22 protein-coding genes are annotated in these 26,652 nt (G+C 65.8%); 21 read left to right on the top strand and 1 reads right to left on the bottom strand.

The genetic code is table 11. The features are described from left to right. The first annotated feature begins 19 nt into the window (after positions 1-19). Positions 20-1,432 carry an AMP-binding protein gene (locus EGK76_RS13405; protein WP_096296511.1) on the top strand — a complete coding sequence of 471 codons (1,413 nt, stop codon included), beginning with the start codon at positions 20-22 and terminating at the stop codon, positions 1,430-1,432. Between the two features lie 163 nt (positions 1,433-1,595). Here the strand turns inward: EGK76_RS13405 and xth are convergent, their stop codons facing one another. Then, entirely contained in the window at positions 1,596-2,366 is a 771-nt protein-coding gene (gene xth / locus EGK76_RS13400) for an exodeoxyribonuclease III (protein ID WP_123832943.1), read from the bottom strand. Positions 2,367-2,984: 618 nt separating this feature from the next. Between xth and EGK76_RS13395 the strand changes: the two genes are divergently transcribed. From EGK76_RS13395 to EGK76_RS13300, 20 genes are all read left to right on the top strand, one after another. Next, on the top strand, positions 2,985-3,779 hold the full coding sequence (locus EGK76_RS13395; protein ID WP_096296500.1) for a CpsB/CapC family capsule biosynthesis tyrosine phosphatase: 795 nt from the start codon (positions 2,985-2,987) through the stop codon (positions 3,777-3,779). A gap of 57 nt (positions 3,780-3,836) precedes the next feature. Further along, positions 3,837-4,511: a polysaccharide biosynthesis/export family protein gene (locus EGK76_RS13390; protein ID WP_158613504.1), complete on the top strand. Its 675-nt coding sequence runs from the start codon at positions 3,837-3,839 to the stop codon at positions 4,509-4,511. Between the two features lie 24 nt (positions 4,512-4,535). Continuing rightward, positions 4,536-6,812, top strand: coding sequence for a polysaccharide biosynthesis tyrosine autokinase (locus EGK76_RS13385; protein WP_123832941.1), 2,277 nt, complete (start codon positions 4,536-4,538; stop codon positions 6,810-6,812). 111 nt (positions 6,813-6,923) lie between these two features. Beyond that, the gene (locus tag EGK76_RS13380; RefSeq protein ID WP_158613503.1) at positions 6,924-8,165 is read left to right on the top strand and encodes a DnaJ domain-containing protein; all 1,242 of its coding nucleotides are present in this window, start codon (positions 6,924-6,926) and stop codon (positions 8,163-8,165) included. Beyond that, positions 8,162-9,331, top strand: a complete 1,170-nt coding sequence (locus EGK76_RS13375) for a BTAD domain-containing putative transcriptional regulator (protein WP_123832939.1) — start codon at positions 8,162-8,164, stop codon at positions 9,329-9,331. The genes EGK76_RS13380 and EGK76_RS13375 overlap by 4 nt, the downstream gene beginning before the upstream one ends. Before the next feature lie 172 nt (positions 9,332-9,503). Beyond that, on the top strand, positions 9,504-10,016 hold the full coding sequence (locus EGK76_RS13370; RefSeq protein ID WP_123832938.1) for a hypothetical protein: 513 nt from the start codon (positions 9,504-9,506) through the stop codon (positions 10,014-10,016). Between the two features lie 73 nt (positions 10,017-10,089). Next, complete coding sequence (locus EGK76_RS13365; RefSeq protein WP_123832937.1) at positions 10,090-11,433, top strand: O-antigen ligase family protein; 1,344 nt, start codon at positions 10,090-10,092, stop codon at positions 11,431-11,433. Between the two features lie 93 nt (positions 11,434-11,526). Further along, positions 11,527-12,555, top strand: a complete 1,029-nt coding sequence (locus tag EGK76_RS13360; RefSeq protein ID WP_123832936.1) for an NAD-dependent epimerase/dehydratase family protein — start codon at positions 11,527-11,529, stop codon at positions 12,553-12,555. 57 nt (positions 12,556-12,612) lie between these two features. Next, a complete protein-coding gene (gene tviB, locus EGK76_RS13355; protein WP_123832935.1) occupies positions 12,613-13,896 on the top strand; it encodes a Vi polysaccharide biosynthesis UDP-N-acetylglucosamine C-6 dehydrogenase TviB in 1,284 nt (427 codons plus the stop codon). Between the two features lie 144 nt (positions 13,897-14,040). Continuing rightward, positions 14,041-15,288: a polysaccharide biosynthesis C-terminal domain-containing protein gene (locus EGK76_RS13350; protein ID WP_158613501.1), complete on the top strand. Its 1,248-nt coding sequence runs from the start codon at positions 14,041-14,043 to the stop codon at positions 15,286-15,288. Positions 15,289-15,386: 98 nt separating this feature from the next. Then, the gene (locus EGK76_RS13345; RefSeq protein WP_157745165.1) at positions 15,387-16,193 is read left to right on the top strand and encodes an FkbM family methyltransferase; all 807 of its coding nucleotides are present in this window, start codon (positions 15,387-15,389) and stop codon (positions 16,191-16,193) included. Between the two features lie 2 nt (positions 16,194-16,195). Beyond that, the gene (locus tag EGK76_RS13340) at positions 16,196-17,302 is read left to right on the top strand and encodes a glycosyltransferase (protein WP_199730915.1); all 1,107 of its coding nucleotides are present in this window, start codon (positions 16,196-16,198) and stop codon (positions 17,300-17,302) included. Continuing rightward, complete coding sequence (locus EGK76_RS13335; RefSeq protein WP_199730914.1) at positions 17,299-18,489, top strand: glycosyltransferase; 1,191 nt, start codon at positions 17,299-17,301, stop codon at positions 18,487-18,489. Before EGK76_RS13340 ends, EGK76_RS13335 begins: the two co-directional genes overlap by 4 nt. Then, a complete protein-coding gene (locus tag EGK76_RS13330; RefSeq protein ID WP_096296488.1) occupies positions 18,486-19,313 on the top strand; it encodes a class I SAM-dependent methyltransferase in 828 nt (275 codons plus the stop codon). The genes EGK76_RS13335 and EGK76_RS13330 overlap by 4 nt, the downstream gene beginning before the upstream one ends. Further along, positions 19,313-20,383 (top strand): glycosyltransferase, encoded by a 1,071-nt coding sequence (locus EGK76_RS13325; protein ID WP_123832932.1) that lies wholly within the window; start codon positions 19,313-19,315, stop codon positions 20,381-20,383. Before EGK76_RS13330 ends, EGK76_RS13325 begins: the two co-directional genes overlap by 1 nt. Then, entirely contained in the window at positions 20,371-22,317 is a 1,947-nt protein-coding gene (asnB, locus tag EGK76_RS13320) for an asparagine synthase (glutamine-hydrolyzing) (RefSeq protein WP_123832931.1), read from the top strand. Before EGK76_RS13325 ends, asnB begins: the two co-directional genes overlap by 13 nt. A 6-nt stretch (positions 22,318-22,323) precedes the next feature. Further along, on the top strand, positions 22,324-23,394 hold the full coding sequence (locus EGK76_RS13315; RefSeq protein WP_123832930.1) for an EpsG family protein: 1,071 nt from the start codon (positions 22,324-22,326) through the stop codon (positions 23,392-23,394). After that, positions 23,391-24,542, top strand: coding sequence for an acyltransferase (locus EGK76_RS13310; protein ID WP_123832929.1), 1,152 nt, complete (start codon positions 23,391-23,393; stop codon positions 24,540-24,542). Before EGK76_RS13315 ends, EGK76_RS13310 begins: the two co-directional genes overlap by 4 nt. A gap of 342 nt (positions 24,543-24,884) precedes the next feature. Continuing rightward, positions 24,885-26,036: a glycosyltransferase family 4 protein gene (locus tag EGK76_RS13305; RefSeq protein WP_233580307.1), complete on the top strand. Its 1,152-nt coding sequence runs from the start codon at positions 24,885-24,887 to the stop codon at positions 26,034-26,036. Between the two features lie 26 nt (positions 26,037-26,062). Continuing rightward, entirely contained in the window at positions 26,063-26,512 is a 450-nt protein-coding gene (locus EGK76_RS13300) for a VanZ family protein (RefSeq protein WP_123832928.1), read from the top strand. Positions 26,513-26,652 lie beyond the last annotated feature (140 nt).

Genomic DNA, 26,652 nt, shown 5'->3' with positions numbered 1-26,652 from the left:
TTTCTGGAGTGGCAGCACGATGTCGGCAGTGGTTCGAGAGCAGGGGACAGGGCACGGGGATGACGCAGCGGACGCGGGCGAACGCCGGCCGCTGGTGGAGGGCGCTCCGTCGCGCGTGATCGCGTTCGGCCGCGACGGCGCGATTCCGCTGTCTCGTTTTCTCGCCCATGTGCACGGCGTGGCCGCGCTGCTGCCCGATGCGCCGTTCGCGCTGAACCTGTGCGAAGACCGCTACCGCTTCCTGGTGGCGTTCTGCGCGGTCGCGTTGCGCGGCCAGACCACCCTGCTGCCGCCGGCGCGCACGCGCGGGGCGATCGACGATGTGCGCGCGCGCCACCCGCACAGCTACTGCATCGGCGACCGCGACGATTGCGGGTGCGATGCGCTGCAGGACGCCGGCCATGCGCCCGAGCCGCCGCATTACGTACGCCTGCCGGATGTGCTGCCGACGGCCGATGGGGATGCGCCGGAGCTGCCGCTGGAGCATGTGGTCGCGATCGGCTTCACCTCCGGCAGCACCGGGGTGCCGGGCGCGAATGCCAAGACCTGGGCCAGCTTCCACCGCGGCACGTTGCAGAACCTCGTCGCGCTGGCCGACCTGCACGGCGAGGCGACGCTGCCGGTGGTCGCGACTGTCCCGCCACAGCACATGTACGGCATGGAGATGTCGGTGCTGCTGCCGTTGCTCGGCAACGTGGCCGTGCACCTGGGCCGGCCGTTCTTTCCCGAGGACATCGCCGCCGCGTTGCGCGATGCCCCGCGCCCCGCCTTGCTGGTGACCACGCCGGTGCATCTGCGCACCCTGGTGGAATCGGGCGTCGCGCTGCCGCCGCTCGCGGCGATCGCGACCGCCACCGCGCCCTTGTCGCGCGAGCTGGCTGCGGCCGCCGAGGCGCGCTTCGGCTGCGAGGTGCGCGAACTGTTCGGCTCCACCGAGACCTGCATCTTCGCCCGTCGTCGTTCCGCGATCGAAACGGCGTGGACGCCCTATCCCGGCGTGCGCCTGCAGCCGGTCCCCGACGGCACGCTCGTGCACGCGCCGCACCTGGCGGAGCCGCAGCTGCTTGCCGACATCGTCGAACTCGACGAGGCCGGCCGGTTCGTCCTGCGCGGCCGCCAGGCCGACATGATCGAGATCGCCGGCAAGCGTGCCTCGCTGGCGGACATTACCCGTCGCCTGCTCGCGATCGAAGGCGTACGCGATGCGGTGGCGGTCCAGTCGCAGGCGGCGGACGGATGCGGCGTGCGCCGCGTGGAGGCGATCGTCGTCGCGGACGCCGCGCTGACCGATGCGATGCTGCTCGACGCATTGCGCTGCAGCCTGGATCCGGTGTTCCTGCCGCGGCGTCTGCGGCGCGTGGCGGCGTTGCCGCGCAACGAGACCGGAAAGCTGACGCGCGCCGCGCTGGAAGCTCTGGTCCACGTCGACTAGGCAGCCGGCAGGCTGCCCACGCGCTGGCTACTCAGGAGCGCATCGCCGCCCGGCGGGGCATTTCTGCTGATCGCGTTGCGACGCTGCAATCAATCGAACGACATGCGCTGCCAACGCGCACTGCGAGTGGCGCCCCGATGCCATGGCGCGGTGTGCAGCCGTGTCAGCCCAGTTCGACCCATGCCGGCGCGTGGTCGCTGGGCCGCTCCCAGGTCCGCGGTTCGTGGTCGATGCCCGAAGCCACGGCGCGCCCGCGCAACGCATCGGAAACCAGGGTCAGATCGATGCGCAGGCCCAGGTTGCGGCGGAACGCGGCCTGGCGGTAATCCCACCAGCTGAAGACGCCGGCGTCCGCGCTGTGCAGGCGGAACGCATCGTGCAGGCCGAGGTCGAGCAGGCGCTGCAGCGCCAGGCGTTCCGACGCGGAGGTCAGGATGTGGGATTCGTTCCAGACCTCGGGGTCGTGCACATCGCGCGCATCGGGCGCGATGTTGAAGTCCCCCAGCACGACCAGCTGCGGATGCGCGGCAAGCTCGCTCGCCACCCACGCGGTCACGGCTTCGAGCCAGCGCAGCTTGTAGGCGTATTTGTCGGTGCCGAGATCCTGCCCGTTGACGACATAGAGATTGATCACGCGCACGCCGTCGATGGTCGCGGCGATCACGCGCTTCTGTTCGTCCTCGAAGCCGGGAATGCCGATCTGCACCTGATCGAGCGCACGGTCCTTGGCGAGCAGCGCAACGCCGTTGTAGGTCTTCTGCCCGGCGAATACGCTGCGATAGCCCATTGCCGCGAGCGCGGTATCGGGAAATTTCGCATCCTCGAGCTTGGTCTCCTGGATGCCAACGACGTCGGGTTGCGCATCGCGCAACCACTGCTCCAGGTGCGGCAGGCGGACATTGAGCGAGTTGACGTTCCAGCTGGCGATTTTCACGTATGAAGTCCTCTACAGGTCCGCCCATTGTAGGAGCCATGTCCATCGACTCCGGCATGGTTGCGCGCCAACTGCATGCACGCCGATGCCGCCGGTGATCTGCCGCGATCGCGGGGAGCTCGTGAGATCACAGCTCGCGAACCGCGACCATCCTCGAGCTTCGGCAAACCGGGTTCTTCGCGCGCGACGCGTCGGAACAACTGAGGCGCAAGCCGGGCCAGTGTCTCAGCGCTGCAGTTCGACCTGCTGCTGTCATCGACTCATCGCAGCGCCGAGAGGGAAGCGGGCAGTCGCCGAGCATCCGAGGTGGGCGACTCTGGAGAGGCCGGCCGGTCACCGGGCGCCCGTGGACTGCCTCATCCCGCAGGCGTCGTGGCGTATCGCAACTGCCAGGCGGTTCAATACCGATCAGGCCTCCGTCGGCCCCGGGCTTGACACCGCACGGCGCACGGTCGTGACGAAGCCGCGGCCTACGGCACGCGGCAGCAAGCGCGACGTAGATCAGCTTTGAGCACGTCTAGCTGGCGGTCCATCGTGAACAGGTCCTCGCAGCCGCGTTCACCCCGCTTTTTCATGCCGACCCCATGATGGGCTGACGCGGGCTGCGGATGGCCATTCATGTTCGATCTGCACTGCCACATGCTCCCCGGCATCGACGATGGGGCGACGAGCCTTTCCATGTCGCTCGAGATGGCGCGCATGTCCGTGGCGGACGGCATCCGGGTCACCGCATGCACCCCCCATATCTACCCGGGCCTTTACGAAAACACCGGGCCGGGCATCCGCGCCGCAATCCTCGCCCTGCAGGCCGAGCTCGATCGCGAGGGCATCGCGCTTCGTCTGGTGGAAGGGGCGGACGTGCATCTCGATCACGGCCTGATCGAAGGTGTCCGCAGCGGACGCATTTCGACCCTGGCCGGTTCGCGTTACCTGTTGTTCGAACCGCCGCACCACGTTGCACCCCCGCGGCTCGACGACACGCTCTTCGCGCTGTTGACTGCGGGAATCGTCCCGGTCATCACGCATCCGGAGCGCTTGTCGTGGGTCGAGCAGCATTACGAGACGTTCCTTCTGGCCGCGAGCCGCGGCGCCTGGATCCAGGTGACCGCGGGCGCGCTCACGGGGCGGCACGGGCGCCGGCCGAAATACTGGGCGGATCGTTTTGTCGGTGAAGGCCATTGCCACATCCTGGCAACGGATGCCCACGATCCGAGGCGTCGCCCGCCGCTTCTGGCCGAGGCGCGGGACGCAGCTCAAAAGCTGGTCGGCCCGCAGGAGGCCGTGCATATGGTGGAGACCCGGCCCTCCGGCATCCTCGATAACCGCCCGCCCGACGCGCTGCCGCCACTGCAGGCGCCAGCGGCGCCCCCCGCGCGGCGTGGCTTTCTGGGCAGGTTCCTGCGTACCGGTTGATACCCCCCGATCCCTTCGAGGTGTTCGATGAAAGGCATGTCCCGAGGTCTGCTGGCGTTGCTGTTCGCCCTCGCGCTGTCCGCGTGCGCATCTTCGAACCGTGCCGCGCACAACGAGAAGATGGGACGTGTGCTGCCGCCGCCCGATACCACCACCGCCTCGGGGGCTTACGAGGGCGCGACCGATTACCGGGTCGGTGCCCAGGACCTGCTGGAGATCAGCGTGTTCGGGGTGGAAGAACTCAAGCATCAGGCCCGCGTCAACTCCAATGGGCTCATCAACGTGCCGCTGGTCGGCAGCGTGATGGCGGGTGGCCGCACCATTCCCGAGCTCGAGCAGGAACTTGGGAAGCGCTACGCCGAAGGCTATCTGCAGAACCCGCAGGTGAGCATTTTCGTCAAGGAGTACACCAGCCAGCGCGTCACGCTCGAGGGGGCGGTCAAGAAGCCCGGCATCTATCCGCTGACGGGTCGCACGAGCCTGTTGCAGGCCATCGCGATGGCGGAGGGCCTGGATGAATTCGCCGATCTGGAAGGCGTGGTGCTGTTCCGCGAGGTCAACGGGGAGCGCATGGCGGCGGCCTTCGACGTGGCGGCCGTGCGGCGCGGCGACATGCCCGACCCGCAGATCTACGGCGATGACGTCATCGTGATCGAGCGCTCCGGCAGCAAGTCCGCTTTCCGCGAGTTTCTGCGCGTGGTTCCAGCACTCGGCCTGTTTTTTGCCCTCTGAACCGATTCACGAGGATAAACGGCAATGGATGACGATCAGCTTCCGATTCCACCCGACGACGACGGCCGCAAACGGCCGACCAACGTCAACAGATCGCTGCAGTCGAGTGATCCCCGTTCGGTTGCGGTGGACATGTTCGACGACAAGCGCAGCCAGGACAGCGAAGAGATCGATCTGGTCGCGTACTGGCACCTCCTCGTCAAGCGCCGCTGGCTGGTACTCGGCATTCTCGCGGCGGTGGTCGCGCTGGCGCTGATCGTCACTTTGATGATGCCGCCGATCTATCGGGCCACCGCAGTGCTGCAGATCGATCGGGAATCGGTGCAGATCCTCCAGGTGGAGGGGGTCGGCAACGCCGAGGCTGCGGCGCCGGACTTCCTGACCACGCAGTACGAGCTGTTGCGGAGTCGTTCCCTCGCCGAGCGCGTCGCCAACGAACTGGCGATCGACGCTGCGACGATTGAACGTCTGGATGCCACTGGCTGGTGGCAACGCGCCACTGCGGTGCTACGTCCGCGCGCGAGCGATGCCGACAGCGATGCCGATGAACCCGAGGCGGAAGCCGATCAGCTCGCCGCGCTTCGACAGGCGGTTGCGATCGTCCGCGAGGGCCTGACGGTCGAGCCGGTGCGCAATTCCCGACTGGTGCGCGTGCATTTCGACTCGACGCTGCCCGCGTTCAGCACGCGTGTGGTGAATGCAGTCGCGGATGGCTTCATCGCCCATGCCATCGAGCGCAAGTTCGATGCGTCGTCCTATGCGAGCCGTTACCTGGAAGAGCAACTCGCATTGGCGAAGGGCAGGCTGGAGGAGTCGGAGCGCGCCCTGGTCGCCTTCGCGGCGCGCGAGAACATCGTCGCCAGTGGTGAGGGCGGACAGAGCCTGGAGAGCCAGAACCTCGGCGCGCTCAACGAGGCGCTGGCCGCCGCCCAGGACGACCGCATCCGCGCGCAGGCGGCGTGGAGCCAGGTGTCGGGTGGCGGGGCACTGCCGGCCGGCGCCATCAGCAACTCGATCCTCAACGTGCTGCAGCAGCAGCGTGCAACGCTCAACGCGCAATACCAGCAGCAGCTCCAGACCTACAAGCCGGAGTATCCGAGCATGCAGGCGCTGCAGGGACAGATCGAGGAGGTCGACCGGCAGATCGGGCAGGAGCGCGCTTCGGTGCGTGCTTCGATCCAGGCGGAATACGGCGCCGCGCAGTCCCGGGAGAACATGCTGGTGTCCCAGCTCAACACCCTGCGCACGCGCACGCTCGACGTCGACAACCGCTCGATCGACTACAACATCCTGCGGCGCGAAGCCGATACCAACCGCCAGCTCTACGACAGCCTGCTGCAGCGCTACAAGGAAGTCGGTGTAGCGGCGGGCGCAGGGGTCGGCACCAACAACGTGTCCATCGTCGACCGCGCCATGGTGCCCACCGGGCGCTACAAGCCCAACCTGCTGCTCAACCTCGCGATCGGCACGTTGCTCGGCCTGATACTCGGCGTCGTGGTCGCCTTCGCGCTCGAATTCGTGGATGACACCATCAAGAGTCCGGAGGACCTGGAGCAGCACCTGCGCCTGCCCCTGCTGGGAGTGGTGCCGAATGTCCGCAAGGGCAACGTTGCCGAGGCCATTGCCGACCCGCGTTCCGCCTTCTCCGAGAGTTACCGCTCGGTCCGGACCGCGCTGCAGTTCTCCACCGATCACGGCGTGCCCAAGGTATTGCTGGTGACCAGCGCGAGCGCCGCCGAAGGAAAGTCGGTCACCGCGCTCACGCTCGCACGCAACTTCGCCCAGCTCGGCAAGCGTGTGCTGCTGGTGGAGGCCGATCTGCGCAATCCTTCGCTCCATCGTGTGATGGGCGTTCGCGCCGAACAGGGCCTGTCGAGTCTGCTCGCCGGCGCGGCGGATATCTCGGAAGTGGTACGCGACACCGACGAGGCCAACCTGCAGGTCATCCTGGCCGGCCCCTTGCCGCCGAACCCCGCCGAACTGCTGTCGGGCAGCCGCCTGTTGTCGATGCTCACGACCGCGGCCGAGAAGTACGACCAGGTGATCATCGATGGCCCGCCGGTACTCGGCATCGCCGATGCGCCGATCCTGTCGAATGTCGTGAATGGCACCCTGCTGGTGGTGAACTCCGGTAAGACGCGGATCAAGACGGCCCAGGCCGCGATCAAGCGCCTGGCCGCCGCACGTGCGCACATCATCGGCGGCGTGCTGACTCACTACGATGCCAAGGTGGCCGGTTACGGCTACAACTACGAGTCCTATTACGCCTATGGCACGACGCCGAAGATCGGCAAGGGCTGACGCAGGAGCAGTGCGATGACCGCAGGCGGAGAGGCGCTCGACCTTGCGCTGGGGCTGCTGCGGTCTCCCGCACATCGCCGCGTGCTGCAAGGGCGCCCGCTGCCGGATGGGATGACCGAGCTGCTCGAAGTGGCGTCGGGCTCCGTCGCCGCGCAGCGGTCGGCGGCCGGGCGCATGCGTGCCAGCCCCGGTCACCTGCAGGAAGCCGCACGGTTCTTCGTGCAGCAGGTGTTGTTCACCGATCGCAGCGATGCGTATCGCATCCTTGGTGCCGATGCGGGCGCCGCCGATTCGCTGCTGCGAAGGCATCACCGGCTGTTGCTGCGGTGGTTGCATCCCGACCACAACCCGGGCGCGCTGGCGTGGGAAACCACCTTCGCGCATCGGGTCAACCAGGCCTGGAACCAGGTGCGCACGCCGGTGCTGCGGCGCAGCTACGACGACATGCTGGCCACCACGGTCGTCGGGCCGCGGAGCCGTCCGGTCGGGGCACGGCTGCCTGCCGCCGGCGTCACCTCGTTATCCGATGTCGACGAGCCCGGGTCGCGGCTTGCTCCGTGGCTGGTCCTGCTGCTTGGTCTGCTCTGTCTGCTGCTGGCCTGGCTCGCCGTGCGCGGCGACCGGTGGGTTGACCACCGGGATCCGCCCGCCACGGTACAGCGAGCGATCGCTCCGACTGCAGTGGGGGCGCCCGCCGTAGAGACGACCGCGGCGCCCGTCTCCCGTGAACAGACCGACCCTGACCAGCCGGGCCGGCGGGTCGCCTCCCTGTCGCCCACCCATGCTTCGCCACCCCTGGCGCCCCTCTCAATCGCCCCGATTCTCGACGACTACGCAACGGCCCGACCCCTCGAGTCCAACGCGACGAATCCACAGCAGCCAGATGACATCGAGGCTGGCGCGCGACTCGACGTTACGTTGGAGGCGTTGCCACTGATCGCCTATGTCGAGCCTGCGGCGACTCTGGAGAATGTGGTCGTGGCGGATGAGCCCGAAATGGTTCCACCCGATCCGCTCCAGCTCCTGCGCGAAGCCGATGCCGCGGTCGCGCATCTGGCGAAGTACCTGGCGTCACCCGAGGTCGCGCCGCCCAGCTGGCGTGGCCCAGAAGTGGAGCGCAGCGCGCGTGAACTGCGCACGGCGCTGGAGGCACGGGTGACGGGCATCCATCAGGCGGAGCTCTCACTCGACACCCCCAACTGGCTCCTCGGCAGCGACGTCGCCACGCTCAACACGGCCTACCAGCTGGAACATGCAGGCAGCACGCTGGAGACGGGACTGATGCAGGTACGCCTGGAGCGCGGACTGGACGGTTGGCAGGTGGCGACCGTGCAGCTGGAGCCGGCGCGATGACAATGGCACGCAGGATCGTGTTCGTCCTGTTCGTGTTGAGTCTCGGAAGCCTGTCCTTGTGGTTGTTCGCAACACGGGGTGCCGCCGACGCGCTCGAGTCGGACCTCGCCCGCGCACGCGCGCATCTCGCAGCGGGCGAGCGGGCACAGGCCGCCGCGCTGGCGCGGCAGGTTCTGGCGCGTGAGCCTTTGCGCGGCGAAGCCTTCGCGCTGCTCGCGCCAGCGCTTGCCGGCACCGGCACGCCGGCCGAGGTCCTGGCGCGCTACGAGGTCGCGGTACGGCGTGCGCCGCGCGACGCCCACGTGCGCAGCTGGCTGGCCGTCCACGCCCTGCGACATGGTGACTACGCCAGCGCGGCTGACCAGCTGGATGCATTGATGACCGTCTCGCCGCGCTATCGCGATGCGGCAATGGCAGCACTGGGGCAGCTCGTCGCCGATCCGGACTTTGCGGACGCACTTGCACGTCACTTCGTCGACCGCCCGCAGTGGCGTGGCCGCTTGCTGCGATATCTGGAGAGCGATGGCCCTCCCGGGGCGCTCGATACCCTGCACGGCGCGCTCGGGCGCCACGGCCAGCTCGACCAGTCGGATGTCGCACGCTGGCTTGCCGGGCTGATCCGCGGCGGGCGTTGGGGGGAGGCCTATGCCGCCTGGGTTGGCACGCTCCCCGGACTGCCGGAACGCGTGCCGCAACCCTGGAACGGCGCCTTCGCCAACGCGCCCACGTCGGTCGGCTTCGACTGGCATCTTCGTCGCACGCCCGGCGTCGTGGCGCAGCGCGTGGCGACGACGGGCGGTCACGCCATGCGCTTCACCTTCCTGGGCCGACCTGTTGCCGCCGTCGGACTCGAGCAACCCCTGCTGCTGGCACCAGGCCCGCATGTGCTGCGCGTGCGCATGCGCACCGCCGATCTGCGCGCCAGTCGTGGACTGGAATGGACGCTCACCTGTGGCGACAACCGCACCCGTATCGCGGACGGAGCCCGCGTGCGCGAGTCCAGGACATGGAACGACTTCAGCCTTGGGTTCGAAGTGCCGGAGGGTGACCACTGCACCGGCCAATGGCTGCGACTCGTCAATCCGGCGTCTCGCGGGGTCGCGCAGGCATTGCGTGGTGAGCTGATGGTCACGGACGTGCGGATCGTGCCAGCAGCCAGACCGTAATCCCGCTGGAGCTTTTTTTATTAACTCTGCTAGTCGATGCCTGGCGATGAATAGGAGAAACCGCTCGGACCGGCGCCTCTGTCACATTAAATGCACGTAGAAATCACATATCTGACTGATTTTATTCGTGTTTTTTTTCGATAAGACGTTGCTATGCAGGGCGGGGAGGCCTATGCTCAATACCGAACTGTCCGGTCGCATGCTCCCCCCAAATTCGGAAGGACGTCATATGAACAAGCCTCTATTTTTCGCTGCACTTCTGTGCGCTGTGGCGGCGCCGGCCATTGCTCAAGGCCAAAGTGCGCCAACGCTTCAGGTCGACTCCGGTAGCGCAATGATCAGCCAGGGCGGTGAGTTCACTCCCGCGGCCTCCGGCACCCAGGTTCCCGCTGGGAGCCGCGTGATGCTGGCGGAAGGCAGCCGCGCGACACTCGTCTATCCCAATGGCTGCTCGCAGCCGTTGTCTTCCGCAGGCGTGTACAGCGTGCCTTCCACGTGCGTGGCCGCTTCGAGCAGGAGCAATGTCTACGGGCCTGTGGGTGCGAGCGGGGTCGAATGGGGCGCCGTTGGTATCATTGGCGGCAGCGTGGCAGCCATCGTGGCGATCGCCGAGGGCACTCTGGACGATTCGGATCCGCCGCAGGAGCCGCTACGGGGGGCGCCGCCGCCGCCGGTCAGCCGCTGACGCACCCCATGTCGTGAGCCAACGGGACGGGATTGCAGCCGTCCCGTTTCGTTAGGGGGAGGCAATGCGCCGAATGGACACTTCGCATGTCGCCATTGACGCTGGCGATGTCGCCGCCACGGGCGCCGTCTGCGCTCTGCTGACGGTGGCCCTGCTTGGCGGCGGAAGCTCGCAGCAGGCCGGTCTTGGTCTTGATCTAGCCGCCGCAATGGCAGTGCCGTTGTTGGCATGGGGAGTGTGGCGCTGGCTGGATACCGCATTCGCTGCGGCGCCCACCGCGTGGCTCTCCCTGCTCGCGCTGGTGGCGGTACTTCCGTTGCTGCAACTTCTTCCTCTGCCCGCTGGTTGGGGTGGCGAAGGGCGTCGCGATCTGAATGCCGACCTGGCCACACTGGGCGTTGCCCAGTCGGCCCGCTGGTCCCTGGCCCCGGGCGCCGTCACGGCCGCCATGCTGTCGCTCCTGCCCGCCGCGGCGGTTTTTGTGCTGACCCTGAGCCTGCGGACGCGTGGGCAACGCGCCGTCCTGGCCGCGGTCGTGGGACTTGCGATGGCCAGCCTGCTGCTCGGCGTCGCCCAGCTCGGCGCCCCCCAGGAAAGCGTGCTCAACCCCTACCCGCAGTGGGCGCCGGCGATGAACGGCTTCTTCGCCAATCCGAATCACCAGGCCACGTTGCTGGTGATCGCCGCCACGCTGGCATGTGCGGGCACCGCCCATGCGCTGGTCAACTGGCAACCGGGCCGCCCACGGCGCGCGCTGACCGTGCTGGCCTGCGTGGTCGCGATGCTGCTTTCGCTCACCGCCTTGCCGCTGACCGGCTCGCGTGCGGGCATCGTGCTTGTGATCCTCGCGCTCGGCATGGTGGTTGCATTGCAGTGGCCGCACTGGCGCGGCTCGCGGCGAGGCCGGCTTGCACTGGCCGGGGGTCTGGCCGTGGCCATCGCCGGGCTTCTGACGGCATTGCGCTGGATGCGGGTCGATGCTGTCGATGAGCTGCGCGCGCCGCTGCGCGCTGCCACCAGTGAACTCGCCACCCGCTTCTCGCCGCTGGGCGGTGGCGTGGGCAGTTATGTCCCGATTTTCGAGCAGGAGGCGCCACGCAGCCTGTTGATGAGCGAGTACGTCAATCACGCACATAACGAATATGTGCAGTGGCCGCTGGAAGCGGGATTCGTCGCCATCGCGTTGATGCTGGCGGGCGCGATGTTACTGGTGGCGACCTTCGTCGCCATCCAGCGGCAGCCGCCGGGTGATCGCATGCTGCGCCAGTCCGCATTGCTGGGGCTGCTCGTCGTCCTAGCGCATTCGCTGGTGGACTATCCGCTGCGTACGCCCGCCCTGTTGGCAATCGCTGCAGCGTTGGCGGGCATCGCGGCTTCCGCCTCGTTCGCGCGCCCCGGGGTGGTCATGAGCGGTTGACTGTCACGCATCCATGCACAGGCCTCCACCTGGAGCCGCGTGCACAACACGTCCGATGGTCCGCATCACCGCTGAACAGGACGCTTGCCCGCAATGACTGCTTACCAGCACCTTCGTAAAGTCCTGCCGGCACATCCGCGGTCATGGCTGATCACCGGCGTAGCCGGTTTCATTGGTTCCAACCTGCTGGAAACCCTGCTGAAGCTGGACCAGCGTGTGGTGGGCCTGGACAACTTCGCGACCGGGTTCCGCCACAACCTGGAGGAAGTGCAGGGGCTGGTGACGCCGGAACAGTGGGAGCGTTTCACCTTCATCGAGGGTGATATCCGCGACCCCGGGGACTGCGCCCGCGCCTGCCAGGGTGTGGAGCATGTGCTGCATCAGGCGGCGCTTGGCAGCGTGCCGCGCAGCCTTGCCGACCCCGCCAACACCAACGCCGCCAACATCAGCGGCTTCCTCAACATGCTCGTGGCCGCGCGCGATGCGAGGGTGCGCAGCTTCGTCTACGCGGGCAGCAGCAGCACCTACGGCGACCACCCGGCGCTTCCCAAGGTGGAGGAGCGCATCGGCAAGCCGCTCAGTCCATACGCCGTGACGAAATACGTCAACGAGCTGTACGCAGACGTGTTCGCGGGGAACTACGGCTTCAACACCATCGGCCTGCGCTACTTCAACGTATTCGGGCCGCGCCAGAACCCGGACGGCGCATATGCCGCCGTGATCCCCAAATGGACGGGATCGCTGCTCCGGGGCGAGGTCGTGTGGATCAACGGCGATGGCGAAACCAGTCGCGACTTCACCTACGTGGCCAATGCCGTGCAGGCCAATCTGCTGGCCGCAACGACGGCCAACGCGGAGGCGCAGAACGCGGTCTACAACGTCGCCGTGGGCGATCGCACCACGCTCAATCACCTGTTCGCCCTGCTGCGCGACAACCTCGTGGAGCACGGTGTCGCGCTCGCTGCCACGCCGTGCTACCGGGAATTCCGCGCCGGTGACGTGCGCCACAGCCAGGCCGACACCAGCAAGGCCCGGCGCCTGCTCGGTTACGCGCCCACCCATCGTCTGGCGGCCGGCATCGGTGAAGCCATGCCGTGGTACGTCCGCAACCGGGCCGTTTAGCCCGGTTGCCTGCCGGCACCTTTCCGCAACCTCCGCCGCGTCATGGATACCAGTCGAATGGCCAACCTGCCCAGCCCCACCAACACCCGTATCGCCGTCGTCGGTCTCGGCTACGTCGGCCTGCCGCTGGCGGTGGAGTTCGGCAAGCAGTACGACACCGTCGGCTTCGACATCAACCAGAGGCGCATCGCCGAGCTCCGGGACGGCCGCGACAGCACACTGGAGGTGGAGCCGGAATTGCTGGCGGAAGCCGTCGGCCTGGTCTTCACCAGCGAGCTGGAGGGCATCGCCGGGTGCAACGTGTACATCGTCACCGTGCCGACGCCGATCGACATCGCGCGTCGCCCGGACCTTGTACCGTTGCGCCGTGCCAGCGAAGCGCTGGGCCAGGTGCTGAAACCCGGCGATACCGTGGTGTACGAAAGCACCGTGTATCCCGGCTGCACCGAGGAAGTGTGCGTGCCGATCCTCGAACAGGGGAGCGGCCTGACGTTCAACCGGGACTTCTTCTGTGGCTACAGCCCCGAGCGCATCAATCCCGGCGACAAGGCGCACCGCGTCACCAACATCCTCAAGGTGACCAGTGGCAGCACGCCGGCCACAGCCGACTTCGTGGACGCGATGTATGCCAGCGTCATCACTGCCGGCACCCACAAGACCAGCAGCATCAAGGTGGCCGAAGCCGCGAAGGTGATCGAGAACACCCAGCGCGATCTCAACATCGCGCTGATCAACGACCTGGCGATCCTGTTCAACAAACTGGGCATCGACACGCTCGAAGTGCTCGAAGCCGCAGGTACCAAGTGGAATTTCCTGCCGTTCCGTCCCGGTCTCGTGGGCGGGCACTGCATCAGCGTCGATCCCTACTACCTGACCCACAAGGCGCAGGAGGTCGGGCACCACCCGGACGTGATCCTTGCCGGGCGCCGCACCAACGACGGCATGGGCGGGTACGTGGCGAACCAGGTGATCCGGCTCATGGTGCGCAACGGGATCAACCCGGTGCAGGCGCGCGTGCTGATCCTGGGACTGGCCTTCAAGGAGAACTGCCCGGACCTGCGGAACACGCGCGTAGTGGACATAATCGCGGCGCTAAAGGGTTATAGCGCGCAAGTCGATGTGTGCGATCCATGGGTGGATGTAGCAGAGGCTTGGAACGAGTATGGGTTAGGGCTGAGCGTCCCCGGACAGGGCGAATACGACGCCATCGTGATTGCGGTGGGGCATAACGAGTTCCGAGCTCTCGGCGCCTCTGGTATCCGGGCTTACGGCAAGCCGAGCGCCGTGCTGTATGACGTGAAATACGTGTTGCCCAAGGAAGCCGCCGATGGGCGGCTGTGAGCATAGAGCTTCCTGTGCAGCCGCTCCGTTTAACGCACTACTGAAGCCAGTGCCTTGATTAATCGACTACGCGACTACCTGGCGCGGGATAGCCTAGGTCCAACACTGGCGAAGGCCATTACTGGAAGCGCCGGTATACGGGTCGTGGGTCTTGCTTTCGGCTTTCTAGTCGGCGTCCAGCTCGCGCGTGGACTAGGCGCAGAGGGCTACGGCGTCTATGGCTTGGCGATGTCGATCATCGCGCTGTTGACGGTCCCCACGGAGTTTGGTTTCCCACAGTTGGTGACACGAGAGGTGGCCGCAGCTTACGCGAACGAGCAGTGGGGAAGGCTGCGGGGCGTCCTGCGATGGGCCACGCGCGCATCCATGACCATCGCAGCCTTCGTTGGGCTGTGCCTTCTTGCTTGGTTGATATGGAATGGCGAGCTTCAGGGCGCGCTGGCTAAAGCGTTGTTGCCGGGCATCGCCCTGGTTCCCGTGGTGGCGCTCCTGTCGATACATTCGGCTGCGCTACGCGGAACGCAGCAGATCATAAGAGGTCAGTTCGCGGAGGCCGCCCTGCGTCCCGGCCTCCATTCTCTGCTGTTGTTTGGAGTTCCGCTGGGCCTGTTCCCAATGACACCGGCCTTGGCGATGTGGTTGGGCGTGATTGCGGCCACCGTCTCCCTGATGGTCGCCCACCGCCTCCTGATGCGTGCCATGACGCCAAAAGTGCGCGCGAACGAGCCAGAGACGAGCTCCAGGCAGTGGTGGTTTAGCGCAATTCCAATGGCAATGACCGAAGGTATGCGGTTGTTGCAATCTCACCTGCTAATCCTCCTTCTTGGCGCTATGGTGTCGGTGGCGGAGGTGGGGGTGTTCCGGGTGGCGGCATCGACCACCGCACTGGTGGCTATGCCACTGACTCTCTTCAACATAGTGAGCATGCCCCTGGTGGCCAAGCTGCATGCGACGCAGCAGCGTGTCCAGTTGCGGCGCATGCTGGCCCTAGTTTCCGGCGGCATGGTGCTTGGAGTCCTACTGCTTTCGTTGCCCTTCTTCATTGCGGGGGAGCAGTTGCTTGCTTTTGTGTTTGGTCGTGAATTTTCTAGTGGAAACCAAGCGCTGGTCATACTTTGTGTGGCCGCTTTAGTGAATGCACTGTTTGGAATCAATGCCGTGCTGTTGAACATGACCGGCCATCAGAAAAAAGTGACCTCTGCCTCCGCTTTCGCGTTAGCGCTATTGCTTGTGGTGTCGCCGATCCTTATCAAGGACTACGGCATGATGGGTGCGGCGTACTCCAACCTTGCCTCTGCCGCCCTGTGGAATGCATTGATGTGGCGTGATTGCCAGCGCTTGCTCGGCTTGGATACGGGCGTGTGGGGCTTCCTGCGTAAATCTGCGAACTAATTCCGGTGAAGGGTTCTATGCGCGCAACTCTAAAGCGGTACCTTCCCGTCCCTGCTCGCGCCACCCTTAGGGCGCTCCTGCACTACACGCAGCGTCTCGTGCGTTGGCTGCCAATTCTCTGGCAAGTAAGAGGTCAGAGCGCAGCCGATGAGTTAACGCTGATTCGTTCGGCGCTGGCGGCCCCGTTCTTGAGCTTGTGCAACATCCAAGACTGGCAGGATCCTATCCTTCTGCAGGACGCCAACGTCGAAGTTCCAGGATTTGGAAGATTCTCGCTACGCGCCCGCACCGATGACCTCTGGCATGTTCTGCCGTGGCGCGAACATTCAATCGCGGAACTGGCGCGAAAAGTCCTTCGACCCGGAGATGCATTCATCGATGCCGGGGCAAACATCGGAATCTATACGGTGCTGGCCTCGCGCCTGGTTGGGCCTGGCGGGCGGGTGATCAGCATTGAAATGATGCCCGACACAGCCAAGCGATTGGAGTCACACATCCACATGAACCATCTGCGCAATGTCACTGTGGTCAAGAATGCCATCAGTGACGTGGAGGGGGACGTGGTGATCGCGATGGTCCAGGCCGGAAAGTATGGGCAAGCCTCGATCAGTGGCGGTGCAGAGCGCCACGAGACCAGTAGCGAAATTCCGGTCCAAACCACAACACTGGATGCGGTTGCCGAACGCATTTCGTCTGTAAAACTGATGAAGATCGACGTTGAGGGAGCCGAACTTCAGGCCTTTCGTGGCGCGAAGAGCCTCTTGAAAAAGACAAATTTCATCGCCTATGAGGCTTGGTCTCGGGGGTGTGTCAGCAAGGATGCCTTAAGCGCGTTGCTTGAGGATGCAGGATTCGCTCTTAGGAAGTTGGATGGCAACAACTGGTTGGCCGAGAAGTCAGAATAATAATGGCCACGCTTGCCATCCTTCTACCTGATCTCGGTCCTGGCGGCGCCGAGCGTATGCGGCTGCAAATGGCGGCTATCTGGCTGCGGCGGGGTTTCGCGGTGGAATTCGTGCTGCTCAGGCGGGCGGGCGAGCTGCTCCAGGAGCTGCCGGAAGGGGCGTCGCTCGTCGACCTCGGCGCGCCACGGATCCGCAGCGCGTTCGTGCCTCTGACCCGCTACCTGCGCGGCCGTAGGCCGCAGGCCCTGCTCGCGGCGATGTGGCCGTTGACCGTGCTGGCCCCTCTCGCCGCACGCGCGGTCCGGTTCCGCGGCCGCGTCGCGATAAGCGAGCATTCGCCGCTCTCGCTTGCCTACGCCGGTCGTGGCCGGGTCCACCGGGCAGTGCTGCGTGGCAGTACGCGCTTCGCATATCCTTGGGCCGATGCGCGCATCGGTGTGTCCGCGGGTGTCGCTGATGGGCTTGCCGCGCTGTCCGGGCTTCCCCGGAGCGACTTCCGGGTGGTCCACAATCCGGCCGCCGGGATGCGGGCACCAACCGGGTTGTTGCAGAGGCCACGGGTTCTGGGCGAACCGGGCCGCGTCGTCCTGACGGTCGGGACACTGAAAAAGGTGAAGCGCCACGACCTGCTGCTCCGGGCGTTCGCCAGGCTGGCCGAGCCGGACCTGACCTTGTGCATCCTTGGAGAGGGGGAAGAGCGCCCGCGCCTCGAAGCGCTGGTGCGTGATCTCCGATTGCACGGCCGCGTGTCGATGCCCGGGTACGTGGCCGACCCGTCAGCGTGGTACGCCCACGCCGATCTGTTCGTTCTGGCCTCCGACTACGAAGGCTTCGGCAACGTGATCGTCGAGGCCATGGAGTACGGCGTGCCGATCGTCAGCACGGACTGCCCGGCCGGGCCCAGCGAGATTCTGGAGGGTGGCAAGTACGGTACGCTGACGCCGGTCGGCGATCCCGAAGCGCTGGCGGCCGCCATGCAGGCGGCCCTGCGGGGGACGCACGACCGCTCCGCGCTCAAGGCGCGTGCCCGCGATTTTTCCGTGGAGAAGATCGCCGACGAATACCTGGATCTGCTGCTGCCCGACTGGCGTGCAGGGAGGCCAGCTTGAAGCCGCTGCTCTACATTGCCTACGACGGCATGCTTGAACCGCTCGGGCAGTCCCAGGTGCTGGCCTATCTCGAAAAGCTGGCAGACGAGCGGGACATCCATCTGCTGAGCTTCGAGAAGGCCGAGGACTGGCAGGACGCGACGCTGCGGGAGTCGACGGCCGCACGCATCCGCGCCGCCGGCATCCACTGGCATCCGCGGCGTTACCACAAGCGCCCCTCCGCAGTGGCCACCGCCTGGGACATCGGGGTGGGAACCGTTGCCGGTCTGGGGCTGGTGCGGCGCCACGGGATCGGCATCGTCCACGCCCGCAGCTACGTGCCGGGGGTCATGGCCCTGGCACTCAAGCGGCTCTCCGACACGCGGTTCGTGTTCGACATGCGCGGCTTCTGGGCAGATGAGCGGGTGGACGGCGGGCTGTGGCCACGCGACGGCGCCATCTACCGCGTGGCGAAGGCGTTCGAGCGGCGGTTCCTGCTCGGAGCCGATCACGTGGTGTCGCTGACCCGGGCGGCGGTCGACGAGATGGCCGGCTTCGACTATCTGCGCGGGCGGATGCCGCCGGTCACCGTCATTCCGACCTGCGCCGATCTGGACCACTTCGTGCCCGGGGATACGCCCCGGCCGGGTTTCGTCCTGGGTTATGTCGGCTCGGCCGGCACCTGGTACCTGTTCGATGCCGTGGTGGAGAGTTTCCGCCTGCTGCGCGAACGGGTGGGCGATGCGCGTCTGCTGGTGATCAACCGCAACGAGCATGACTACATCCGCGAGCGGCTCCAGCAAGGCGGGGTATCGCTGGCCGACGTGGAGCTGCGCAGCGTCAGCCACGCCGAGGTGCCGGCGCAGATGGCGCGGATGCATGCGGGTGTGTTCTTCATCAAGCCGGTGTTCTCCAAACAGGCCTCGGCGCCCACAAAGCTGGGCGAATTCCTTGGCTGCGGCATTCCCTGCCTCGCCAACCGCGGCGTTGGGGACATGGCGGCCATCCTCGAGGATGCTGGAGTGGGAGTGGCCATAGACATCACTGACGACGCCGCACTTGCCAGCGGCGTACGCGATCTGCTCGCGCTCGCCTCCGACCCGCACATCCATGAGCGCTGCAGGGACGCTGCCCATAGGCACTTCTCGCTCGGCGAGGGCGTCTCCCGGTACGCCGAGGTCTATCGACAGCTGGACGACGCCAGATGAAGAAAAATATCGACGATCTCACCGTGCAAAGCTTCGGCGACGAGTGGTCGAGGTTCGACCAGTCGGCGATGGGGGAAGAAGAAGCAAGGAAGATCTTCCAGGACTACTTCTCCGTCTTCCCATGGGATGCGCTTCCTGCAGGCGCTTCAGGCTTCGACATGGGCTGTGGCTCGGGCCGGTGGGCAACTCTCGTGGCGCCGCGTGTCGGCCACCTGCATTGCATCGACCCATCGTCGGCGATCGACGTTGCACGCAGCCGCCTCTCCGCCGTCGGGAACGTGAGCCTGCACCAGGCGTCGGTGGACGACGGGGTGCTGCCCGCAGGCAGCCAGGATTTCGGCTACTCGCTCGGGGTCCTCCATCATGTTCCGGACACAGCCCAAGCCATCCGCTCCTGTGTCGCGATGCTCAAGCCGGGTGCGCCATTCCTGGTGTACCTGTACTACGCCATGGACAACCGCGGCGCTGCTTTCCGGCTGGCGTGGCAGTGCTCCGACCACGTGCGGCGCCTTGTCCAGCGACTGCCGCCAGCGCCGAAGCATCTGGTCACCGATACGATCGCCCTGCTGGTCTATTACCCGCTGGCGCGAACCTCGATGCTGCTGGAGGCGCTCGGGTATGACGTGTCGAACGTGCCCCTGTCCTACTACCGGAGCCGCAGCTGGTACACGATGCGGACGGACTCCAGGGATCGCTTCGGGACCCCGCTGGAGCAGCGTTTCACCCGGGACCAGGTCGAGGGGATGATGGTCGCGGCAGGCCTGGTCGACATCCGCTTCTCGGACAACGCGCCGTACTGGTGCGCGGTTGGGGTCAAGCGGTGATGCGCGTCCTGGGCCTCGCGTTGTACGGCCCTCTGGCGGCCAGCACGCGCTATCGCCTTGGCCAGTACGTGCCTGGTCTGGCGGGGCACGGCATCGCGCTCGAAGTCAGGTCGCTGCTCGATGACGAGTACCTTCGCCGGCGCTTCAGCGGTGGGCGCCTGCCGCTGGCCGGGATGCTGGCGAAGGGTCTGCATCGCCTCGGCCACCTGCGCGATCAGCGGCACGACGTCGCGATGCTGCACTGCGAGCTGTACCCCCTCATGCCGGGCTGGTTGGAGCGGAGGCTGCTGGGGTCCACGCCCTATGTCTATGACTTCGACGATGCGTTCTACCTGAAGTACCGCAGGGGCGGGCTCGGCGTGCTCGACCGCGTGCTTGGAGGCAAGTTCGACGTCGTGGTCCGGAACGCCGCCGCGGTCACTGCCGGCAACCGGACGCTCCATCGCTACGCCTCCGCGTTGAATCCGCGCAGCACGCTCCTGCCAACGGTCGTGGACACGGATCGATACGTCCCGGCGCCGCGCCAGGCGAGTCGAATCTACACGGTGGGCTGGATCGGCTCCCCTTCCACGGCGCCTTATCTGGATCAGCTCATAGAGCCGCTGAGCCTGCTGGGGCGGGAGGGGCCCGTCCGGCTCGTTGTCGTGGGTGGTCCGGCGCCCGCGATTGCGGGCGTCGACGTGTGCGAGATTCCCTGGAGCGAGGCCTCGGAGGTCGAGCTCATCAACACCTTTGACGTGGGGGTCATGCCGCTTCCGGACGATGACTGGGCACGGGGGAAGTGCGCGTTCAAACTGATCCAGTACATGGCTTGCGGCGTCCCGGCGATCGGCTCCCCGGTCGGCGCGAACACCGATGTCCTGCAAGGGGGCTGCGGCTTCCTGGCGACAACGCCGGAGCAGTGGACTGATGCCCTCCGCCGGCTCCGTGACGACCGCGAACTCGCCCGGCAGATGGGGCAGGCCGGCAGGGAGCGCGCCGTCGCGCACTACTCGCTGCATCTGCACGTCCCCATACTGGCCGAAACACTTCGCAACGCTGCACAGGGAGGGACACCATGTGTGGCCTGACTGGTTTCTGGACGCGTTCCCCCAGCAGCACGGACAGTGGTGCCATCGCGGCGGCGATGGCCGACCGCCTTCGCCATCGCGGCCCCGATGATGGGGGGGTCTGGGTAGATTCCGGTGCGGGCGTGGCGCTGGCGCATCGCCGCCTGGCCATCGTCGACCTCAGCGACGCTGGTCGTCAGCCAATGCCCTCTGCAAGTGGCCGGTGGGTCCTGGCCTACAACGGCGAAATCTACAATCACCTTGACCTGAGAAGGCGCCTGGAGGCTGATGGCGTCGCCCCTGCATGGCGCGGTCATTCGGATACGGAGACGTTGCTTGCCGCGGTGAATGCATGGGGTATCGAGGAGGCCCTGAGGCGCAGTGTCGGCATGTTTGCGCTCGCGCTGTGGGACCGGTGGGAGTGCACCCTCTGGCTGGCCCGTGACCGCGCCGGAGAGAAGCCGCTCTACTATGGCTGGCAAGGCGATACGTTCCTGTTCGGCTCCGAGCTCAAGGCACTCCGCGCGCATCCGGCGTTCGACGCAGGCGTGGACCGCGGCGCGCTCGCGCTGCTGCTGCGCCACAGCTATGTTCCTGGACCGCACACCATTTACTCCGGCATTTGCAAACTGCCACCTGGAAGCTGGATCCGGCTGCGGCACGACGAGCGGCATGTGCTCCCGGTGGCCTACTGGTCGCTCGCGGAGGTCGCCGAGCGCGGGACCTCCGATCCATTCCCGGGCAGCGAGGTCGAGGCACTCGACGAACTCGAGCGTCTCCTCGGTGCTGCGGTCCGGGGCCAGATGGTGGCCGATGTTCCACTCGGCGCATTGCTTTCAGGGGGGATAGATTCGTCGCTCGTTGCGTCGTTGATGCAGGCCAAGAGCAGCCGGCCGGTGCGTACATTCACCATCGGCTTCGACGAGAAGGTCTACGACGAAGCGGTGCACGCACGTGCTGTGGCCGCGCATCTGGGTACCGAGCATACCGAGTTGCGCTTGTCGGCAGGCGATGCGCTCCGGCTGATACCGCAGTTGCCGAGCATGTATGACGAGCCATTCGCGGACTCTTCCCAGCTACCAACCCATCTGGTGATGAAGCTCGCCAGGCAGCACGTGGCGGTCGCGCTGTCCGGCGATGCGGGAGACGAGTTCTTCGGCGGCTACAACAGGTACTTCCTGGGGCCTTCGGTGTGGCGGCAGATGGAGCGCATTCCGGCACGACTCAGGCCCGTCCTGGCCGCGGGCCTGACCGCCGTGCCCGCGTCCTTGCTCAACAGGCTGATCGGGCCATTGACGAAGCGTGCCGGCGTGGGGCTGCCAGGCGACAAAGCGCACAAGCTTGGACAGCGGATGCGTGACGTGCAGGGAATCGATGACCTCTACGTGGCATTGGTCACCGAGTGGCCGGGGAATGACTTCCCCGCGCGTGAGGCCCCGATCCCGCCAAACCTGCTGGAAGACCGCGCGCGCTGGCCCCGGCTCGCCGACCCCGTGGCTCGCATGATGGCACTGGACGCGATGACCTACCTGCCGGACGATGTCCTTGTGAAAGTCGACCGCGCCGCGATGGCAGTTTCGCTGGAAACGCGGGCGCCGTTTCTTGATCGCGACGTCATGGAGTTCGCGTGGACGCTTCCGATGTCGATGAAGCTGCGACATGGCAAGGGAAAATGGATCCTGCGCGGCCTGCTTGATCGCCATGTTCCCCGGGCCCTCATCGATCGCCCGAAGATGGGCTTCGCGATACCGATCGACGACTGGTTGCGTGGTCCATTGCGTGATTGGGCGGAAGCATTGCTCGACGAGAGCCGGCTTGTCAGCGAGGGGTACCTCGAATCGCGCGTGATCCGTGCCACCTGGGAAAGGCACCTGCGCGGCGAAGGCTCGTTCGGCAGTCGCTTGTGGTCCGTGCTGATGTTCCAGGCTTGGAACGAGGACAGGCTAAGGGCCTGAGCATCCATGACCGCATACATACTGGTCTACTGCCTCGTTGCGATACCTGCCATTTTCTATTGGCGCAGGACGCAGCCGGCTGCCTGGATCGCTGCAGGCATGATCCTCGTCATCTTTGTCGGACTGCGCCATGAGGTTGGAGGCGACTGGTCTGGATACATCCTGCTGACGGAGCGCATCAACGGGATGCCGCCGCTCGAGGCGGCTCGGATGATGGAGCCGATGTACTCGCTGCTGACATGGCTTTCCGCGCAGCTGGGCTGGGGGGTCTACGGGGTCAATCTGCTGGGCGCGGCGATCTTCGTCTTCGGCCTGTTCTCCTACTGCGCAAAGCAACCGAATCGATGGCTGGCGCTGGCCGCGGCGATGCCATTCCTGGTGATTGTTGCAGTCATGAGCGCGAACCGGCAGGGCATCGCCATCGGGATCGTCATGTACGCCATGTCCCAATGGGAGCGGCTGGGCATCGCCCGCAGGGCGGCATGGATTCTGCTTGCCGCGTTGTTCCACGTCAGTGCGCTGCTGCTTCTCGTGCTTGCAGTGGCCGACATCAAGATGAGCCGTTTGAAAAAGATTCTCCTGCTCGCCTTCCTCGGTGTGGCCAGCCTGTGGCTGTTGAGCAAGTCCGAGGGGGCGTGGGAAAGGTATACGACCGTGTACGTGGAGCAGTCGCACGGCGCGTACTCGCCAGGCGCGGTGTTCCACCTGCTCCTCAACCTGGTGCCGGCAGGGATCATGCTTGCCTTCCGCAAGCGCTGGTCACGCCTTGTCCGCGACTGGCACCTGCTCCAGCAGCTGTGCATTCTCGCGTTCGCACTACTGGCGTTCTCGCCTTTCATGACCGTGGCGGTCAGTCGCATGTCGCTCTATCTTTTCCCGATCTCGATCACTTTCATCGCGTACCTTCCACAAGTGATGCGCGAGGGGCCTGGCCGGGCATTGGCGCGGATCGGTTGCGCGGTGGGCCTGGGAGCGGTCCTTGTCGCATGGTTGGCACTTTCCAACACGGCGTTCACCTACTTTCCATACCAGAACGCGCTGTTTCTTCGCTCCTCAGAGCTTGACCTGCCGAAATGACTGCGACGATCGGTGATCCGCACGGCAGCGTGACGCGGACCTGGCCTTCCACTGGCGAGGCCGCAACGAACGAGCCACGCCGTTTCATGCCCCTGGACGCCCTCCGCGGAGTGGCCATCGCTCTGGTCATAGTCCATCACGTGTGGTTCCAGTTCCCTGAAGCTCGACATTCGGTCGTGGCGAAGCTCATTGCCGCAATCGGGTGGGCCGGCGTTGACCTGTTCTTCGGAATCAGCGGCTTTCTGATCACGACGATTCTCCTGCGATACCCTCGGGGCGCATCGCTTCGACCTTTCTACATCCGGCGATTCTTCCGGATAGTCCCCATCTACATGGTCGCGGTGGTGTTGTACCTGCTTGCAGCGATCGCCGTCGGACACGAGGATGGCGTGCTCCACAGGATATGGGTCAACTTCCTGCTCCTGACCGCGTGGGCGATTCCGTTCTGGGGCGAGAATGGCGTTCCTTACACGATCACGTGGTCGGTTTCAGTAGAGGAGTTCGCGTACCTGCTGTTCGGCGTACTCTTCATCGCAAGCCGGCCGGCCTTCACCACGCTGTTGAGATGGATCGTGGTATGCGCGCTTATCGTTCGGGTGGTGTGCATCGCCCTCTTCGCATTGGAGCCGATCACGCTGTATTACTTCGCGCCAGGCAGGGTAGATGCCATCGCCATGGGCGGCGTGATGGCGACGCTGCGTCAAGACACGAAGCAGCGATTGACCGTGCCGGTGTGGATCCCATGGATCGCGTGGCTCGCCGTCGTCGCGGCGTGTGCGTTTATCAGTCGCGAGACCGTGCTCGTGGCTACCGTCGGTTACACGGCGATTGCTTGCGCCTCGGCTTGGCTGGTGCTTTGCGTGGTGGGCCGCCCAGACAACAGATTGTGGCCGGTGACGCGATGGTTCGCCAGTCTGGGACTGGTTTCCTATTTTGTTTATCTGTTCCATGGTTTCGTGATCGCGGCGCTGGTCAGAGTCCTCCCTCCCCAAGTGGCTTCCGCAGCGGGTGTGCTCGGGCTGTCGGTGGCGGTCGCTGCCATCACGTTCATGGCTGGGAGAATCTCATGGAGGTTCTTCGAGCATCCCCTGATCCGCCGCGGACGCGATATTGCCGACCGTTATGAGTCGGCAGGATCTCGAGGATAAAAATCCATGCGGAGCGCACACCCGTTGAGCATCATCTCCCGGGTAGCGTGCCATCGACAGAATCGGGACGTTGCTGCGCCGGCTTGCGCTGCATTGACTGAATGCGCTCGGCAGCGGGTCTGGACATTCGTAAGACGGCTGGTCATCGGCACGACATTCCACACAGATGCTGCTGCTTCCGATCGCAGCGCTCCGGTCAGCCGCGCCCGGGTGTTGACCGTCACGCCGTATTACCTGTTGCTGGCTGATACCTCCGAGTAACTGCGCCGGCGCAACATCGCTCCGGCGGCCACGGCTGCTGGCATTCCGGTCACCTCGCGCAGCACTGGGAGAGCAAGGCTGATGTCGCACGACATGCCCGGGCGCAGGATCGTTCTCTTCGCCAATACCGACTGGTACCTCTACAACTTTCGACGCTCCTTGGCGCTGGCACTGCGCGACGCGGGGGACGAGGTGTTGCTGATCTCGCCGGATGGCGCCTACGGCGACAAGCTGCGCGCCCTCGGCCTGCGTTGGCAGGCCGTGCCGATGGATCGGGGCAGCCTGGACCCGCTGCGCGAGGCGGTGTTGCTCATGTATCTGGTGCGCGTGCTGCGGCGGGAGCGGCCCGACATCGTGCATGGGTTCACCATCAAATGCGCGGTGTACGGCTCGCTTGCCGCCCGTCTTGCCGGGGTGCCTGGCCGGGTGAATGCCGTGGCGGGGATGGGCTACGTCTTCATCAGCGATTCCCTCAAGGCGCGGATGCTGCGCCCGCTGGTGCGGGAATTGCTGCGGCTGGCCCTCGGCGGGCCGGGGGCTCGCCTGGTCCTGCAGAATCCGGACGATGTGGCCCTGTTTGCGGAGGCGGGCCTGGTGGACTCGGCTCGCGTCCACCTGATACCGGGTTCCGGCGTGGACTGCTCGCGCTTTCTCTCCAGGCCATCTCCAGTGACCGGTCGGCCGCTGCGCGTGCTGCTTGCCGCGCGCCTGCTATGGGACAAGGGCCTGGCCGAGTACGTTTCCGCCGCACGCCGTCTCCGGGGTGAGGGGCGAGCGATCGAGTTCCTGCTCGCAGGTGATTCCGATGCCGGAAATCCAGCCGCAGTGCCTGAGGCCACAGTGCGCGGATGGGTCGCCGAAGGCGTCCTCCAGTGGCTGGGTCACGTGGACGACATGGCCGCGCTGTTTGCGTCGGTCGACATGGTGGTGCTGCCAAGCTACCGCGAAGGCCTGCCCAAGGGCCTCATCGAAGCGGCGGCGTGTGCACTTCCGCTGGTCACCACCGACGTCCCCGGTTGCCGGCAGGTCGTGACCGACGGCGTCGACGGTCTGCTCGTGAAAGCGCGCGACGCGGAGGCGCTCGCTTGCGCGATCGCGCGTTTGCACGATGATCCGGCGCTGGCGGCCCGGCTCGGCAAGGCGGCCCGCGCCAAGGCGCTGGCGGAGTTCAACGAACAGATCGTGATCGAACGGACGATGGCCGTGTATCGGGACGTCCGGCGCGCACCGTGACTGCCGCCGAGCTCCTGCTGGCGGTGATGGCCATCGCCCTGGCGGTCCTGCTTGCGCGTGGAAGCCATCCGGCGATCGCCTGCATGCTGGTGGCCTCTGCGCTTGCGGTGTCGGCGCTTCTGTTCCTGCCGACCGGGATGCTGGGTGATTGGGTGGGCATGGACCATGTCCATCGCCTGTATGCCCTGACCCGGACGACGCCGCTCGATCCCCCGGAATGGATCCACGTCATCGCATTCGCGTGGCTTGGCCTGCTGATCTGGGTCGGCCGGGCAGGATTGCGAGGCTGGCCCGGACTGTTGCTGATTGCATGCCTTGGGATCGGCGCAGAACTGGCGCAGTGGCTTGCGGACGGACGGGAGGCCGGCTTTGGCGACGCGGCCTTCAACGTGGCCGGCGGCGTGTGCGGCGTGTTGATCGCAGTCGCGGCGCGATATCTGCTGAAGCAAGGCCAGGCCCGGCCGCCGGCCCGGTAATAGGTCCTCGCCCACGGGCAACTGAATGGTTAATCCTGCGCGCGGCGGATCGCATTAAGTGGATTATCAAAAGGTAAATAGCGGTGTTGCAACCTGATTTTCTCGCGACCGTCTCGGTCCTGAATGTACGTTGCGCTGCA

It is taken from the genome of Luteimonas sp. 100069, from assembly GCF_003813845.1.
Taxonomy (GTDB): Bacteria; Pseudomonadota; Gammaproteobacteria; order Xanthomonadales; family Xanthomonadaceae; genus Luteimonas; species Luteimonas chenhongjianii.
Note: the sequence above shows the minus strand (reverse complement) of the source record. Positions and strands in the feature narration are given on the sequence as shown.

Coding starts and splice junctions, on each gene's coding strand:
- EGK76_RS13385 (WP_123832941.1), top strand. CDS start 4,536: ATGGATGACGATCAGCTTCCGATTCCACCCGACGACGACGGCCGCAAA.
- EGK76_RS13380 (WP_158613503.1), top strand. CDS start 6,924: ATGACCGAGCTGCTCGAAGTGGCGTCGGGCTCCGTCGCCGCGCAGCGG.
- EGK76_RS13370 (WP_123832938.1), top strand. CDS start 9,504: ATGCTCAATACCGAACTGTCCGGTCGCATGCTCCCCCCAAATTCGGAA.
- EGK76_RS13325 (WP_123832932.1), top strand. CDS start 19,313: ATGCGCGTCCTGGGCCTCGCGTTGTACGGCCCTCTGGCGGCCAGCACG.
- EGK76_RS13340 (WP_199730915.1), top strand. CDS start 16,196: ATGGCCACGCTTGCCATCCTTCTACCTGATCTCGGTCCTGGCGGCGCC.
- EGK76_RS13375 (WP_123832939.1), top strand. CDS start 8,162: ATGACAATGGCACGCAGGATCGTGTTCGTCCTGTTCGTGTTGAGTCTC.
- EGK76_RS13310 (WP_123832929.1), top strand. CDS start 23,391: ATGACTGCGACGATCGGTGATCCGCACGGCAGCGTGACGCGGACCTGG.
- EGK76_RS13330 (WP_096296488.1), top strand. CDS start 18,486: ATGAAGAAAAATATCGACGATCTCACCGTGCAAAGCTTCGGCGACGAG.
- EGK76_RS13405 (WP_096296511.1), top strand. CDS start 20: ATGTCGGCAGTGGTTCGAGAGCAGGGGACAGGGCACGGGGATGACGCA.
- tviB (WP_123832935.1), top strand. CDS start 12,613: ATGGCCAACCTGCCCAGCCCCACCAACACCCGTATCGCCGTCGTCGGT.
- asnB (WP_123832931.1), top strand. CDS start 20,371: ATGTGTGGCCTGACTGGTTTCTGGACGCGTTCCCCCAGCAGCACGGAC.
- EGK76_RS13360 (WP_123832936.1), top strand. CDS start 11,527: ATGACTGCTTACCAGCACCTTCGTAAAGTCCTGCCGGCACATCCGCGG.
- EGK76_RS13365 (WP_123832937.1), top strand. CDS start 10,090: ATGGACACTTCGCATGTCGCCATTGACGCTGGCGATGTCGCCGCCACG.
- EGK76_RS13315 (WP_123832930.1), top strand. CDS start 22,324: ATGACCGCATACATACTGGTCTACTGCCTCGTTGCGATACCTGCCATT.
- EGK76_RS13305 (WP_233580307.1), top strand. CDS start 24,885: ATGTCGCACGACATGCCCGGGCGCAGGATCGTTCTCTTCGCCAATACC.
- EGK76_RS13395 (WP_096296500.1), top strand. CDS start 2,985: ATGTTCGATCTGCACTGCCACATGCTCCCCGGCATCGACGATGGGGCG.
- EGK76_RS13300 (WP_123832928.1), top strand. CDS start 26,063: ATGGCCATCGCCCTGGCGGTCCTGCTTGCGCGTGGAAGCCATCCGGCG.